General features: G+C 43.1%; 15 protein-coding genes. 12 read left to right on the top strand and 3 right to left on the bottom strand.

The genetic code is table 11. The annotated features are described in order from the left end of the window. The first annotated feature begins 201 nt into the window (after positions 1 to 201). From priA to hslU, 5 genes are all read left to right on the top strand, one after another. Positions 202 to 2406 (top strand): primosomal protein N', encoded by a 2205-nt coding sequence (gene priA / locus R7040_RS08970; protein WP_140367211.1) that lies wholly within the window; start codon positions 202 to 204, stop codon positions 2404 to 2406. Positions 2407 to 2708: 302 nt separating this feature from the next. After that, positions 2709 to 3737: a DNA-binding transcriptional regulator CytR gene (gene cytR, locus R7040_RS08965; RefSeq protein WP_257978021.1), complete on the top strand. Its 1029-nt coding sequence runs from the start codon at positions 2709 to 2711 to the stop codon at positions 3735 to 3737. Between the two features lie 222 nt (positions 3738 to 3959). Continuing rightward, entirely contained in the window at positions 3960 to 4508 is a 549-nt protein-coding gene (gene ftsN, locus R7040_RS08960; protein WP_025998522.1) for a cell division protein FtsN, read from the top strand. A gap of 115 nt (positions 4509 to 4623) precedes the next feature. Beyond that, on the top strand, positions 4624 to 5175 hold the full coding sequence (hslV, locus tag R7040_RS08955; protein ID WP_005383176.1) for an ATP-dependent protease subunit HslV: 552 nt from the start codon (positions 4624 to 4626) through the stop codon (positions 5173 to 5175). Between the two features lie 23 nt (positions 5176 to 5198). Next, positions 5199 to 6530: an HslU--HslV peptidase ATPase subunit gene (hslU, locus tag R7040_RS08950; protein WP_017633435.1), complete on the top strand. Its 1332-nt coding sequence runs from the start codon at positions 5199 to 5201 to the stop codon at positions 6528 to 6530. A 163-nt stretch (positions 6531 to 6693) separates the two neighbouring features. On the opposite strand, the gene R7040_RS08945 is transcribed toward hslU, so the two are convergent. Further along, positions 6694 to 6918 (bottom strand): hypothetical protein, encoded by a 225-nt coding sequence (locus R7040_RS08945; protein WP_064353571.1) that lies wholly within the window; start codon positions 6916 to 6918, stop codon positions 6694 to 6696. 403 nt (positions 6919 to 7321) lie between these two features. Here R7040_RS08945 and radC point away from each other — a divergent pair, with 403 nt between their 5' ends. From radC to R7040_RS08925, 4 genes are all read left to right on the top strand, one after another. Then, entirely contained in the window at positions 7322 to 7795 is a 474-nt protein-coding gene (gene radC / locus R7040_RS08940) for a RadC family protein (protein WP_064353570.1), read from the top strand. After that, positions 7792 to 8223 (top strand): DUF2787 family protein, encoded by a 432-nt coding sequence (locus tag R7040_RS08935; protein WP_017633432.1) that lies wholly within the window; start codon positions 7792 to 7794, stop codon positions 8221 to 8223. Before radC ends, R7040_RS08935 begins: the two co-directional genes overlap by 4 nt. A 114-nt stretch (positions 8224 to 8337) precedes the next feature. Beyond that, the gene (locus R7040_RS08930) at positions 8338 to 9162 is read left to right on the top strand and encodes a helix-turn-helix transcriptional regulator (protein ID WP_318096856.1); all 825 of its coding nucleotides are present in this window, start codon (positions 8338 to 8340) and stop codon (positions 9160 to 9162) included. Then, on the top strand, positions 9159 to 10316 hold the full coding sequence (locus R7040_RS08925; RefSeq protein WP_046874061.1) for a hypothetical protein: 1158 nt from the start codon (positions 9159 to 9161) through the stop codon (positions 10314 to 10316). The genes R7040_RS08930 and R7040_RS08925 overlap by 4 nt, the downstream gene beginning before the upstream one ends. 375 nt (positions 10317 to 10691) lie before the next feature. Here R7040_RS08925 and R7040_RS08920 read toward each other — a convergent pair whose 3' ends face one another. Next, positions 10692 to 11348 carry an inovirus Gp2 family protein gene (locus tag R7040_RS08920; RefSeq protein WP_198039096.1) on the bottom strand — a complete coding sequence of 219 codons (657 nt, stop codon included), beginning with the start codon at positions 11346 to 11348 and terminating at the stop codon, positions 10692 to 10694. Between the two features lie 419 nt (positions 11349 to 11767). On the opposite strand from R7040_RS08920, the gene R7040_RS08915 reads away from it, so the two are divergent. The 3 genes from R7040_RS08915 (at position 11768) to rraA (ending at position 14200) form a co-directional block, all read left to right on the top strand. Then, positions 11768 to 12571: a hypothetical protein gene (locus R7040_RS08915; RefSeq protein WP_258646860.1), complete on the top strand. Its 804-nt coding sequence runs from the start codon at positions 11768 to 11770 to the stop codon at positions 12569 to 12571. 128 nt (positions 12572 to 12699) lie between these two features. After that, positions 12700 to 13617 carry a 1,4-dihydroxy-2-naphthoate polyprenyltransferase gene (locus R7040_RS08910; protein ID WP_262647146.1) on the top strand — a complete coding sequence of 306 codons (918 nt, stop codon included), beginning with the start codon at positions 12700 to 12702 and terminating at the stop codon, positions 13615 to 13617. Positions 13618 to 13693: 76 nt separating this feature from the next. Then, positions 13694 to 14200 (top strand): ribonuclease E activity regulator RraA, encoded by a 507-nt coding sequence (gene rraA / locus R7040_RS08905; protein ID WP_213972383.1) that lies wholly within the window; start codon positions 13694 to 13696, stop codon positions 14198 to 14200. 135 nt (positions 14201 to 14335) lie between these two features. Here the strand turns inward: rraA and zapB are convergent, their stop codons facing one another. Further along, positions 14336 to 14578 (bottom strand): cell division protein ZapB, encoded by a 243-nt coding sequence (gene zapB / locus R7040_RS08900; RefSeq protein ID WP_005379536.1) that lies wholly within the window; start codon positions 14576 to 14578, stop codon positions 14336 to 14338. Between the last annotated feature and the right edge of the window lie 246 nt (positions 14579 to 14824).

Genomic DNA, 14824 nt, shown 5'->3' with positions numbered 1-14824 from the left:
CCGAAGCCATATCTCAAGGCGCGATATAGTAAAGAATCACATTGCTCGGATCAACACATTTGGCAACTTTTTCGCCACTTTTTTAGCCAGACTAATCATAGAGGCACGATTCACGCTGAATCATATTGCTTTACTCGAATTTCCATACCGATTTTAATAGACTCTCATTTCCTTTCCCTCTTTTTTAATAGCTAAGAATTTATGCGTCCAACCATTGCTAGAGTGGCATTACCCGTTCCGCTCGACAAACAATTTGATTACGCCATTCCGGGGCACCTGTTTCCGATCATTGGTGGACGCGTTTCCGTACCTTTTGGACGCCAAACGTTAGTTGGCATCGTCACCGCGATGGTTAATCACTCGGACTTTCCCAAAGATCAACTCAAGCCAATCAAAGCAGTTCTTGATTCTCAGCCGATATGGTCTGAAAAGCTTTATTCGTTGCTGACTTGGTGCAGCCAGTTCTACCAATACCCACTTGGAGATACGCTACACAATGCGATGCCAGCAGCTCTACGTAAAGGAAAGCCTGCAGATTTTGCGACGCTACAAGAGTGGCAAATTACCGAATCCGGTAAAGACAAGCTGATGCAAGGGCTTGATCGTCGAGCGGTCAAACAACAGAAGGTCTTGCAAATGTTGGTTAACGGCGCTTTGCCTCACCAGGAATTTGTCGACCAAGAGATAGCCTCAACAGTACTAAAGTCTTTAGAAGAGAAAGGCTGGATTGAACGTATCGAGAAGAAGCCTGCAATCATCCAGTGGGGACAGCACGTTGAATGCGACGTCGAGAAGCCAAAGCTCAACCACGAACAAGCGCTGGCTATTGCGAGTGTAAATAGCCAAACAGGTTTTGCTTGCTATTTATTAGAGGGAGTAACTGGCTCTGGTAAAACAGAAGTTTACTTAAACCTTATCAAGCCAGTTTTAGAGCAAGGGAAACAAGCATTAGTTTTAGTACCTGAGATCGGTCTAACGCCCCAAACCATCAACCGCTTTAAACGCCGTTTTAATGTGCCAGTTGACGTCATCCACTCCGGGTTAAACGAGACGGAGCGTCTGAATGCGTGGCTTTCTGCACGCGACAAAGCGGCCGGAATCATTATCGGCACACGCTCTGCCCTACTCACTCCCTTTGCGGATCTGGGCATCATTATTGTCGATGAAGAACACGACTCCTCATATAAGCAACAAGACAGCTTGCGCTACCACGCTCGTGATGTCGCGGTCATGCGTGCGCACAAGGAGCAAGTGCCTATTGTTCTGGGCTCAGCCACACCTGCACTGGAGACATTGCACAATGCCTTGTCAGGCAAGTATCACCATTTAACACTAACCCAACGAGCTGGCTCTGCCGTACCAACCACCAATAAAGTGTTAGATGTAAAAGGTCAGTATTTAGAAAGTGGCTTATCTGCCCAACTGATTGCCGAAATGCGCAAGCATTTAAAAGCTGGCAATCAAGTAATGTTGTTTCTTAACCGCCGAGGCTTTTCGCCCGCTTTGATGTGCCATGAATGCGGTTGGATTGCAGAATGTAAACGCTGTGATGCGTACTATACGTTCCACCATTACAGCAACGAAATACGCTGCCATCACTGCGGCTCACAACAACCGGTAATTCATCAGTGTCAGGGGTGTGGTTCAACTCAACTGGTTACCGTCGGCGTAGGAACGGAACAACTCGAACAACAATTGGCTCAGTTATTTCCAGAATACAACGCTATTCGCATCGACAGAGACAGCACACGTCGCAAAGGTAGTTTGGAAGATGCCCTTGAATCAATTCGTAAAGGTGAACATCAAATTCTGATTGGCACCCAAATGCTGGCTAAGGGGCACCATTTTCCAAATGTAACGCTCGTTGCTCTTTTGGATGTTGATGGCTCTCTCTATAGTAGCGACTTCCGCGCTTCCGAGAGACTAGCGCAGTTGTTTATTCAAGTCGCAGGTCGTGCCGGCCGCGCAAGTAAACCTGGCGAGGTTATCCTACAAACCCACCATCCTGAGCACAGCTTGCTGCAGGCCCTGCTTCAAAAAGACTATCGCCACTTTGCTATGACTGCTCTGGAAGAACGCAAACTGGCTCAGCTTCCGCCTTATAGTTTCTTGACTCTGTTCAAAGCAGAGGCAAACCAAAGTGAGGTAGTTGAAGACTTCCTGCGTCAGGTTCGTTTTACGTTAGAGTCACACCCTCTGTTCGATGGTTCTTGTATGGTATTAGGCCCAACTCCTTCACCTTTGGCTAAGCGGGCTGGTAAATACCGCTGGCAACTATTACTACAAACTCAACATCGTTCATTGATGCAAAAGTTATTAACCAGTGCCAAACCTGCTATTGAGTTGTTGCCAAATGCTAAGAAAGTACGCTGGAATTTAGACATAGAACCACAAGATCTCAGCTAGCAAACGTTTAACTATGTAATGAATTACCATTTAATGTGACCAAAATCACACCGAGATTGCAATTTTTGTTAAACAGACCGTAACTTTCACTTTAGAAATGAATAGACTATCCAAATTAGAAAAGTCTAAAGTGACTTGTTTGCACAGGCTTAAATTAAAACAATGACTATTCCCATAAATTGATATCGCGGTGAAGAATCCATTTTCCCACTCGTTAACACGAACTGAGCGAAGAGCAAACACAGCTCTAACTCGGTTGATTACTCTGATTTCAAACCGGAATAACGTCACCTTGGCAAAAAATAAATGAGAGGTTAAAAACTATGGCGACAATGAAGGATGTTGCCCAGCTTGCGGGAGTGTCTACGGCTACGGTATCTCGAGCCTTAATGAATCCAGAGAAGGTCTCTTCTTCTACAAGAAAGAGAGTAGAAGAAGCCGTACTTGAAGCGGGTTATTCTCCAAACTCATTAGCGCGTAACTTACGTAGAAACGAATCAAAAACCATTGTTACTATCGTTCCCGACATCTGTGATCCTTATTTTTCTGAAATTATTCGCGGTATTGAAGATGCAGCCATGGAACATGGCTATCTAGTCCTTCTGGGCGATAGCGGACAACAGAAGAAACGCGAAAGCTCTTTCGTTAATCTCGTATTTACTAAGCAGGCAGATGGAATGCTACTGCTTGGTACAGATCTACCATTCGATGTCAGTAAGCCAGAACAAAAGAACTTACCTCCGATGGTAATGGCGTGTGAATTTGCGCCTGAACTCGAGCTTCCGACAGTACATATTGACAACCTGACCTCAGCATTTGAAGCGGTGAATTACCTGACCCAATTAGGTCATAAAAGCATTGCTCAAATCTCTGGACCAGATACAGCAATATTGTGTCAGTTCCGCCAACAAGGCTACCAACAAGCCCTGCGCCGTGCCGGCATCAATAAAGATCCACAATATAGTGTCATTACTGAATTCTCTTTTGATGGCGGAGCAAAAGCCGTTCGTAAACTGCTCGAATTGCCAGAGCCACCAACGGCTATTTTCTGTCACTGTGACACAATGGCCATCGGCGCAATTCAAGAAGCGAAAAAGCTTGGCTTACGAGTCCCGCAAGATCTCTCTGTTGTGGGCTTTGATGACATTAACTTCGCTCAGTACTGCGATCCACCGTTGACCACTATCTCTCAGCCTCGCTATGAGATTGGTCGACAAGCAATGCTAATGATGCTCGAGATGTTAAAAGGCCACGACGTGCATTCAGGCTCGCGTCTGCTTGAAACTAATCTCGTCATTCGCGGAAGTGCAGCGCCACCACAGCGCCCTTAACCTAAAGATTAGTATTCATCCCTAAAGCGGTGCTAAGGCGCCGCTTTTTATTTACCCTCCTGCTTTTTGTGTATCCCTGAATAAATATAAGCGAGAACTGAAACACACCCCTATACTCGGGCGTTGTCGCGCTTTAGCTATCAAGATTCTATCAATAGGGTGTTTTCTCAACTCGTTCTGGATTAACATATTTGCAAGAATCCTTGATGACCAGAAATAACCGTGGCAAATAGAGATTATGTAAGACGGGGGCGAGGCGCCCCAAAAAAGTCGACAAAAAAACAGCCGCCGATAAGAAAAAAGCCTTGGCGTAGTGGTCTGCTCGCTATCTTGCTAGTGGGTAGTTTTGGCTATGGTCTTTACCTTTTGAGTAGCGATCCAGAACCTAAACAGCCTGTAGTGAAACAGCCAACAACCACTGTAAGTAAACCAAAACCGAAAAAAGATTTGCCGCCACCACCAGAAGAAAAATGGGAATATGTTGAGTCACTACCGAAACGTGAAGTTGAAGTTGTGGCCAAAGAAATTGAAGTTTCTAAAATTCCTTACATCATGCAGTGTGGCGCGTACAAAACCCAGGCACAAGCAGAAGAGCGCAAGCTTGCAATCGCATTCCAAGGGATGTCGAGCAAGATTCGTAAGAAAGAAGGCAGTTCATGGTATCGCGTGGTACTAGGTCCGTATAAGTTCAAACGTGATGCAGAACGTGACCGTCATAAACTGCAACGCGCGAAAATCGAGCCGTGCGCGATTTGGAAAGAAAATCTTTAAACTCAGGCCCTAGGAGCTAAGATCCTAGGGCCTTTCTTTTTGCCCCCTTGAATCCCCATTTCTCCTCCCCCATATACTGAATTAAATCCAAAGAGAAATAATCAAGAGGTCGACTGTGACTACCATTGTATCTGTACGTCGAAATAATAAAGTCGTCATCGCGGGTGATGGCCAAGTATCTCTAGGCAATACCGTAATGAAAGGTAATGCGCGCAAAGTTCGCCGCCTATACAACAACCAAGTACTAGCGGGCTTTGCCGGCGGTACTGCGGATGCCTTCACCCTTTTTGAGCGCTTCGAAAGCAAACTGCAAATGCACCAAGGTCACCTAACCAAAGCAGCAGTTGAGCTAGCCAAAGACTGGCGTAGCGATCGTGCTCTGCGCAAGCTCGAAGCCTTACTTGCCGTTGCCGACGAAACCGCATCGTTAATCATTACCGGTAATGGTGATGTCGTACAGCCAGAACACGACCTGATTGCGATTGGCTCTGGTGGTGCTTACGCACAAGCAGCAGCAACCGCCCTACTAGAAAACACAGATCTAGATGCTCGTGAGATCGCGGAAAAAGCTCTCAATATCGCGGGTGATATTTGTGTCTTCACTAACCATCACCACACGGTAGAAGAGCTAGACTCAACAGTAGAGCCTGAAAAACCAACCGCGTAATCGTAACGAAGTAAGGAAAGAATATGTCTGAAATGACGCCTCGCGAAATCGTTCATGAATTGAACCGCCACATTATCGGTCAAGAAAAAGCCAAGCGTTCGGTTGCGATTGCACTTCGTAACCGCTGGCGCCGCATGCAGCTTGAAGAAAACTTGCGTGCCGAAGTGACGCCCAAAAACATCTTGATGATTGGTCCTACTGGTGTTGGTAAGACCGAAATCGCACGACGCCTCGCAAAACTGGCAAATGCCCCTTTCATCAAAGTTGAAGCGACAAAATTCACCGAAGTGGGTTACGTTGGTAAAGAAGTTGAAACCATCATCCGTGATCTAACAGATGTCGCGGTAAAAATGACGCATCAACAAGCGATGGAAAAAGTGAAGTTCCGCGCAGAAGAGCAAGCGGAAGAACGTATTCTTGATGCGCTACTGCCACCGGCACGTGATAGCTGGGGTCAAGCAGAGCAAACGGAAGAGTCTTCTAACACTCGCCAGATCTTCCGTAAGAAACTGCGTGAGGGCCAACTAGACGATAAAGAAATTGAACTCGACGTAGCCGCACCACAAATGGGCGTAGAGATCATGGCGCCTCCTGGTATGGAAGAGATGACTAACCAGCTGCAAGGCATGTTCCAAAACCTCGCTGGCGACACAAAGAAAAAACGTAAGCTGAAAATCAAAGACGCAATGAAAGCGTTAGCGGAAGAAGAAGCGGCGAAACTGGTAAACCAAGAAGAGCTAAAAGAAGCAGCGATTTTCAACGTTGAAAACAACGGCATCGTATTTATCGATGAGATCGACAAGATCTGTAAACGCGGTGAGAGCTCAGGCCCAGACGTTTCACGCGAAGGTGTTCAGCGCGACCTACTTCCATTAATTGAAGGCAGCACAGTATCAACCAAGCACGGCATGGTAAAAACAGACCACATTCTGTTCGTTGCATCTGGTGCATTCCAAGTGGCAAAACCGTCTGACTTGATCCCAGAGTTGCAAGGTCGTCTACCAATTCGTGTTGAGCTAGAAGCACTAAGCAGCAACGACTTCAAACGTATTCTAACAGAGCCGAAAGCCTCTCTAACAGAGCAGTACGTTGCGTTGATGAAAACGGAAGATGTGGACATCGAGTTCACAGAAGACGGCATCACGCAAATCGCGGAAGCGGCATGGACGGTCAACGAAAGCACAGAAAACATCGGTGCTCGTCGCTTACACACCGTAATGGAACGCTTGATGGATGAAATCTCTTACGACGCAGCGGAGCAATCTGGCGCTAAATTCGTTATTGATTCCGCTTACGTGAAAGCGCGCCTAGGCGATACGATTGAAGATGAAGATCTAAGCCGATTTATCCTATAAATAGTAAGATTCAATTAGCCTAGTGAATTACATTGTGTAAATGTGCACACTTGGAAACTTTCATTTGGTTAATGTAAGTTCATTTAAGCCATTACCGTCACGCCACTTTTAATAGGGATGACACTGTGTAATGGCTTTCTTTATCTACCTAAGATTTTGTAGCTTATAGTTCGTCACAATGCTCGTTAGGTTTGACAGTAAGGTCTTGCAAAGATGTGGATTGCACTGTTTGGTCAAGCAATGCTGCTGATGTTCCAACCAAAACAGACACAACAACACCACTAGATGTAATAGTTCCTTTCGGACCAAATACTGGCGCAGAAGCGATCACACCTGCAACACTCGCTGTTCCAGTAATAGCCCTACCAAGCGTTTGATACAAAGACATAAAAACTCCATTATTAATAAGTAGAAAAAGGGTTGCCGTCGGCAACCCTTTTTATGGAAAAACAAACTTTGCAACGTCTCGTTATCTAACAAGAGCACCGTATGCATCAAATGATATATATTTATAAATTTCCAACATCCGTACTCTTATTAGGTGAACTTAATTCTATCGTTCACTTCACAACTTTTATCTCTCCATTATTGAACAGTCTCCTAAGTCAAAGTAGGTAACAGCAATTTCAACATAGCCAGAACTAAATAGTCTAAGCTCAAAATTAAATGTTCTCTGAAAACTTACTTAGTTGTTAAACATTTAGAATTCTTTCCAACTTCCCTTGGAATCAATTATTTTCAGATATATGTCCTCTTAGTGAAGTTCCTATCGTTTCACTCTTGGAGGACCTATGCCGACCGATAACCTTCACTACCATAAACAAAAGAAACACCAAGAAAATGAAATCCTAGAGCATGCTGCTGAAATCCTAGCTAACCGCTACGTTCGAGGTAATGCCCTTTGTAACCCTGAAGCAACCAAAGAGTATGTTAGATTCAAACTAGCCAGCGCGGAGCACGAGGTTTTCGCTCTGCTACTACTTGATAACCAGCACCGTGTCATCGAGTTTAAATCACTCTTTAAAGGCACCATTGACTCCGCCAGCGTTTATCCGCGCGAGGTCGTCAAAAGCGTCTTGGAAGTGAATGCAGCGGCAGTCATTCTGGCGCATAACCACCCTTCTGGTGACCCTTCCCCATCTCAAGCGGATAGGCGTATCACACGCAAGCTTATCGACGCTTTAGCGTTAGTGGATGTAAGGGTGCTTGACCATATCGTTGTGGGAGAAAGTAGTGTCTCGTTTGCAGAAAAGGGGTGGATATGATCAACACTATTTATGGTGGTGTTTCTTTAGCGCCACAATTGCGTCAGCAGTTGGAGAAGCTATTGAAGGGGTACTCTTTACCTGACAATGCCAAACAGTTGCTCTTGACTTGCCGCCAATTAAGCTACTACCGCCATGGCCGAGGCATTCACCCTGTTGAAGTGCAGTTCCAACGCACTGCAAATTCAGAGCCCTGGCAGATTGTCTTCTTTATCAGCTTTTCTTACCCATTTGAGAGCGCGCTCAACGTTCAGCCTGAACTGTACTTTCATCTTGCCAAGGGATGGTGTTATCAGCCCGATACAGGGGCGGTAAACCTTGAACATCCAGAAGTAATCGACCTTCTTCAGGTATGGATGAAAACGTTCGCTCGGCATCTTTCAAGCATGGATTTTGACGAAATCGATTTATCCATCGTTGGAAAGTAAGCCTCTGCCCCCTTAATCACGACACTTCATGACGTAGGTGTGACAAATTTCGTCGTATCATTTTTGCTTAAGGCATTGATACGACAAGCTTTGTCGCGCCTTTTTGATATTGTCATACCCAACAAAACGAACCTTGTTGAACTGACCATGACGCCACCTAACCAAACTCAGTATCACCTTGAGCTTATCTTGGCGATTTACAACCTTATTCCTTACAATAAGAAAGTCACCGCCAGGCAAATTCAAGCTCAACTTTCCCCGCTTGGTTTAGAGCGCTCCTTGCGTACTATCCAACGTAATCTGTCCGCTATCTGTGCCATGTTTCCCAATGTAATGGTGGATGATAGAGACAAACCCTTTGGTTACCAAAAAACCGAAACTCTGAAGATGAGCACGACGGCTCACGAAGCGGTATTGATCTATTGGCTCATCGAGTCAACCAAGCATCATCTGCCTAGCAGCCTTGCTCCACTCTTAGATGACCTCCTTTCGAACATAACTCCTGAAGACATCAATAACATTCAAAATCATTGGTCATCCAAAGTTCCTATCACAGCCCCAACCCCATTGAGTAAACACGCTCAAGTCGATATCCAAATTTTTCAGATTGTATGTCTAGCGACACTTCAACAACGTCTTATCTCATTAAAGATAAACAAAGGAGACGGCACTCTACACCTAACTAACGTTCAACCAATAAGTCTCGTACTCCATCACGGCTGCCCTTATCTCGTTTGGCGTACACACACGCATACCAAGTTGAACACCTTACTTCTTAGCAACATCCAGGAGGCCACCATGTCGAGCTTTCGCTTTGAGCTTCAAACAGATGCGACTCTGCTCTCGTCTGAAGTTAAAGAGCTGTTTGATATCGCTGACTCTCATCTTGAATTAAACAAAATAGTACCGTCTAAAACTTATTATGGAGAAATAGAATGAACCTATCTAAACCCCTGCTTACCATCGCTCTCTTTACGGTTCCTTTAGCCTTAATCGGATGTGGCGGCTCTTCTGGCGGGCGTGACAATAACGACTCAGGGCAATCATATCAATTTGGTGGTGCAGTACAGAAAGGTCCTCTACAGCCTGGTTCAGTCGTCACCACATATGAACTTAACCAAGACTTAGAAAAGACCGACATCTCTTACACCACTCAAATAGAGGACTATGAAGGTAATTACAACATGAATGAGCGATTCAATACGCCTTATGTCGAGCTCGTTGCACAGGGGAATTACTTTAATGAGCTGACAGGAAAAAGTGATGAGCAGATGCGCATGAGCGCTTTTGTCGATATGAACGCAACGACACAAGTGAACTTCAATGTTGCTACAGCGGCCATGAAAGCAAGTATCATGGCAAAGGTACAAGCCGGACAGACCTTTGAGGAGGCGGTGCATGAGGCGACCGCTGAGCTGCTAAGCCTTTACAGTTATGATCCTGAGCAATGGGCAGATGGCATTAACTTCTATAACGTCAACCTTTCTAACGCTGGCGATACCAGCACTGTGCTACTCGTGATCTCTGCAAGTACTTTAACTATGGCAACCGAAAACGGACTCACGTTAGAGCAACAAATCGAGAAAATTGGTCAGGTATTGTTAGAGCCTAACTCCGTTCAGTTTGAAGAAATGAAACAAGCTCTGACCAAGTACAGCCTAGCACTGTACAAAACAGCAGCTTACGAGAACACTCAGAAGTACTACGCAGACAACGGTCTAGACTTTGATATTCCACACGTAGATTACTTTATCGATGTTGATGGTGACGGCGTGCTACCTAACAAAGACTTGCCTGTGTTTGCTTACACTGGCGGTGTTAATATCGGCTCTGATGAAATCGGAGGACTACGTCCAGCTGGTGCATGGGCTATCGACTACCAAGGTCGTCCTATGACGTTCGAAGTTATTGGTGAATTCCAGCACGGTGAAATCGCATCAATTGAATACACTGATACTGGCGTTAGTATTTGGTATCGTCTAACGGATGTAGACTTTGAAGGTCAGTCATTCGAAGACTGCGTTACGGTTAATACAGTAAAGCCTGCACCTGCTAACTTTCCATGGAAGGCATGTGTAACTCTAACCAAATAGTAATCTTCAGCAGATCGAAAAAATAGGAGGCCTAGCTTCCTATTTTTTTGTCAGACTCCCAATGTCATTATAGAGCACAACGAAGCGTACTCAGAAATAATACATGAATAACTAAGTACGTGAGACGGCATTTACACTGACACAGACGTAGGGGCCTGAGAACGGATACCATTAACACTACTGATGTTATCGAGGCCAATCTACCAACAGTGCATGACCGTACCACCGAATGCTGCGTGCTTATTTAGCATACCCCGAATGGCAAGTTGAACCTAAGAGACCATATGCTTCTCCAGTTATCTCTACACTTATAATCAATCTATAGAGCAATCACGTTTCGAAATACTAAACAGATGAGCAGATTAATATTAGCTATCATCCCTGACTAGTTCCAAAGCAACGTTTTCCTTCACCATAATGCTTCGTTCTATTTTTGGCAAAGTAACTGAGTCTTGTAAAGAGGGCCTGGTATTTGTTCTCGAAGTCGTATTTATTTTGTTCTAAATAATGCGTACCTTTATAAACAAGTTGAACCAACCTATCTGCATTATCAACACACTCTCCTAGTGCGCTATTCCATGCATCCATAATGAGTCTTGCTAAACTTTCTTCATTATCTCTATAACCGCTACTCCAATATCTATCTTTATTAAAAAACAGGACAAGGTGATAGTGGTCATTTGTAGATTTATTCCTTTCCCTACACCAAACATACCGTAGGTGACATGGATATACCCTTTTACCACTCGCTTTCATTCTTTTTTCTTGCGCTTTTATTTTTGCCTTCAAGGATTCAAAGAATCGTTTAATGATATTTTTTTGATTAAATGTATTGTTCAAAATCTCATCTCTGAAAAGTATGTCTTTTTCACTGTCAGAAACAGGAAGTCTCAGATCCAGTCTTAACGCATGAACTCTCTTATAGTCTTTTAATACTTTAGACATGGTTAATATAATACGATCTAGATAGTGTTTATTGAGTTGATCGACCGGATAAAGAACCTCTAAACCTTTGTAAGTATAAGTCATCATTCATTCTCTTTGGTATTCATCCAAAGATATGAATTACTGTGTTATTTAATACATGGTATTTAAGGAGAGCATACCAATTCTACTGAGGTAGAGTGTATAGGATATAAGTACTTAGTTAAGTGAGTATGTATGGTTAACTATATATTTAATTATGTATGTATTTATGTATTTATGTATGTATATTAACCATACCAACATATCTAGTAAGCGTTAATTCTAAGCCCCCTGTACAACACATGCGAAAGAGCGACTCTGAAGTTAGCTACAACCATGAATGATTAGTGACAATCAACTTTTAACTTACATCACTGAAAAAACTACATTGTAGTTTGAAAGATAAAGGTTGAGCAGATTGAAACTACATTGTAGTAAATGTAAGATACTGGCTGATAAAAATTACTATTTAAGAGGGTTTAATTATGGAAGATTACGATGTAATGATTAAAGATGAAAACATGGGAAAGTTCTATACTAATCAGCTATCAACACATGGTATTAGAGTAGTATGGGACGAATCATTAAGTATTAAAGAAAATGAAAACATAATAAATACTACTCTTAAATCATACTCATTTGAAGATTGCAAAAGGATTGTCGGGAAAATAGAAGAAAAATACAATTCAATTTTATACATAAAAAATGAAATACGAAAAAATGAAAGATTTTGTAATTTTTCATGGTTTTACATTCAAAAGAAACTATCCGGAAAACTATCATTAAATCCAAATGGAAGCAGTTTTAAAGAAAGAGTAGACTGGGTAGTATCATATATAAGAAAGGTAAATAGAAGCAAGCATAGCCATATTGAACTAGAGAGGGGGATTGTAAGAAAGTGGTATTTATCACTTGATAAAACTGAGATCATTTCATGGTTGAAAGATGATGAAGAAAAAATAAAGTGGGCATGGAGCTACATACTTAAACATGAGCCTTTGGTTATTAAATACATTTGGAATAATAAAAGCTCAACGCAAGACCTGAAAGATTTCATTATCGCTTTTTTTGATGCAATTGAAGAGAACAAAAGAGAAATCACTATTAAGAGGATAAAAAAGGCATGGGATCAAAAGAAGTTTAGAGATAAAGTTCAATCTAAAAAGCAATATTGTATAAACTTATCTGAAAGCAGCAATGAAAAACTTAAAGCTATATCAATTTCAAAAAACATGAAAAGAAATAAAGTTATAGAATCACTCATAAGTAATGAATACTTAAGGCTATAGGAACCTCGCTGTATTGCTTTTAATACTCATATTAGTTTACTTAATCGTCTCCTATTTGATTTAAGTTAATAGTGTACATAAAAATTTATGTCTATACTGGGCACATTGGTTACTAGCACGAAATCTCCATGAAACAATCTCTACAGATCTGGCTTGAAGCCGCTCGTCCAAAAACATTACCTCTGGCATTGGTCTCTATCTTAACAGGTAGCGTGCTCGCGTACTCGGCGGGTCATTTCTCACTGACGATTGCCATCATGGCTTTCGTAACCGCGACATTGCTGCAAATTCTGTCCAACCTGGCAAACGACTATGGCGATACCGTTCAAGGTACAGATAACGACAAACGCCTCGGCCCATTACGAGCGATGCAGTCTGGCGCGGTAAGTGCGAAACAAATGAAACAAGCAATTATCTTTAACATCGTTCTGACCGCTATCTCAGGCTTGGTGTTAGTTTTCTATTCACTAAGTTCATTGGAAAGCATTGTCACTTTTATCGGGCTGGGAATTTTGGCCATTCTCGCAGCCATTGCTTATACCATGGGTAGCAAACCATACGGTTACGTGGGGCTTGGCGATATATCAGTGTTCTTGTTTTTTGGTCTACTCGGCGTATCCGGTACCTACTTCTTGCATACTGGTCACGTAGACACCACGCTATTCTTACCTGCTTTAGGCTGCGGTTTAATCGCCGTTGCAGTACTCAATATCAACAATATGCGTGATATAGAGAACGACCGAGAGTGTGGTAAACGCACGGTGGCGGTACGCTTAGGTCAACGTAAAGCCAAACAGTACCACTTTATTTTACTTGGCGGAGCTATACTTGCCTTTGCAGCTTACTTGTTAATTCAAGACAAACCCGTTTGGATTAGCTTGCCATTTTTACTTAGTATTTATTTCGTGGCCGATCATGGTAAAGCAGTTTGGCATACACAAAAGCCCGCACAGATAGCACCAATGATGCCAGTCATCGTGAAATGTTCTCTAGTCACCAACGTTTTGTTTGCAACAATTGTGGTAGCTCAAACTCTAGTAAGTTAAAAAAGGATTGTCATTGCATTGACTTAATGCCTAGATATACTCAAAGACAACCAATTTCTGTTTAGAAAGGTACGCTATGGAATACAATACCTCAGCACTCTGTGATATCTACCTCGATCAGGTAGATGTGGTTGAACCAATGTTCAGTAACTTTGGCGGCCGCGCTTCATTTGCCGGGCAAATCACCACCATCAAGTGTTTTGAAGATAATTCATTGATCCGCGAGACATTAGAGCAAGATGGACTTGGTCGCGTTTTGTTAATTGACGGTGGCGGTTCCCTACGTAAAGCCCTTATCGATGCAGAAATCGCGACCATTGCGGAAGAAAACGAGTGGGAAGGCATTGTCGTTTACGGTTGTGTTCGTGAAGTCAATGAACTTGAAGATATGAATTTAGGCATTCAAGCCCTCGCTTCTATTCCTGTAGGAGCGACCAGCCAGGGTATTGGTGAATTGGATGTACCAGTCAACTTTGGCGGCGTCAGCTTCTTACCTGAAGATTATATTTATGCCGATAGCACCGGAATTATCCTGTCGCCAGAACCATTGAATATTGATTTAGAGTTGGATGAGGAAGCATAGCGAGTCTTAGACGTCTAAGTTATAGGGCCTTCTCTTGGCTATCAGGCATAGAGCTTGTCCAAAGATTTCCTACTCCCCCAAAACACAAACACCCGCTTAGCGCGGGTGTTTTTAATTTGGAATGAAGAAGCCGAATTATTCCACTTCATCCATTTTGCCAAGCAGTGCACGAATGCGCTCTTGCCATTGTGCGTGCTCTTGCTGTGCTTGTTGTGCTTTTTGCTCTAGCTCTTCACGTTGAGAGCGAAGCTCGTTCGCTTCTTCCGCAAGTTTAGCTTTATCTTCTTTCAGCTCTTCGACTTCCATCTGAAGAAGAGTGATTGTGTCAACTGCAGTTTGAATTTTAGATTCTAGTTGTTCTAGTACTTCAAAAGACATCTTGGCCTACCTATGTTATTCCGTTGGGACGATGTGCGAGATTGATGCACACCTAACCTATATAAGGTTCATTCTACTCAGCGTCGCGATGAGAAACACTCACTATATTCGATATTTTGCATCATTCGGTCAAAAAATCAGCGCAATCTCACTAAACGCTGACTTTTCTTGTCGCCGAAGCATTTTTGAGCAAGGATTTTGCGTCCCACTACGCTGAAAATCGCTCTAAGTATTGATCAAATTCAA

Source organism: Vibrio sp. 1069 (assembly GCF_033340555.1).
The sequence above is the reverse complement of the archived record's forward strand: the minus strand, read 5'-3'. Positions and strand labels throughout refer to the sequence as shown.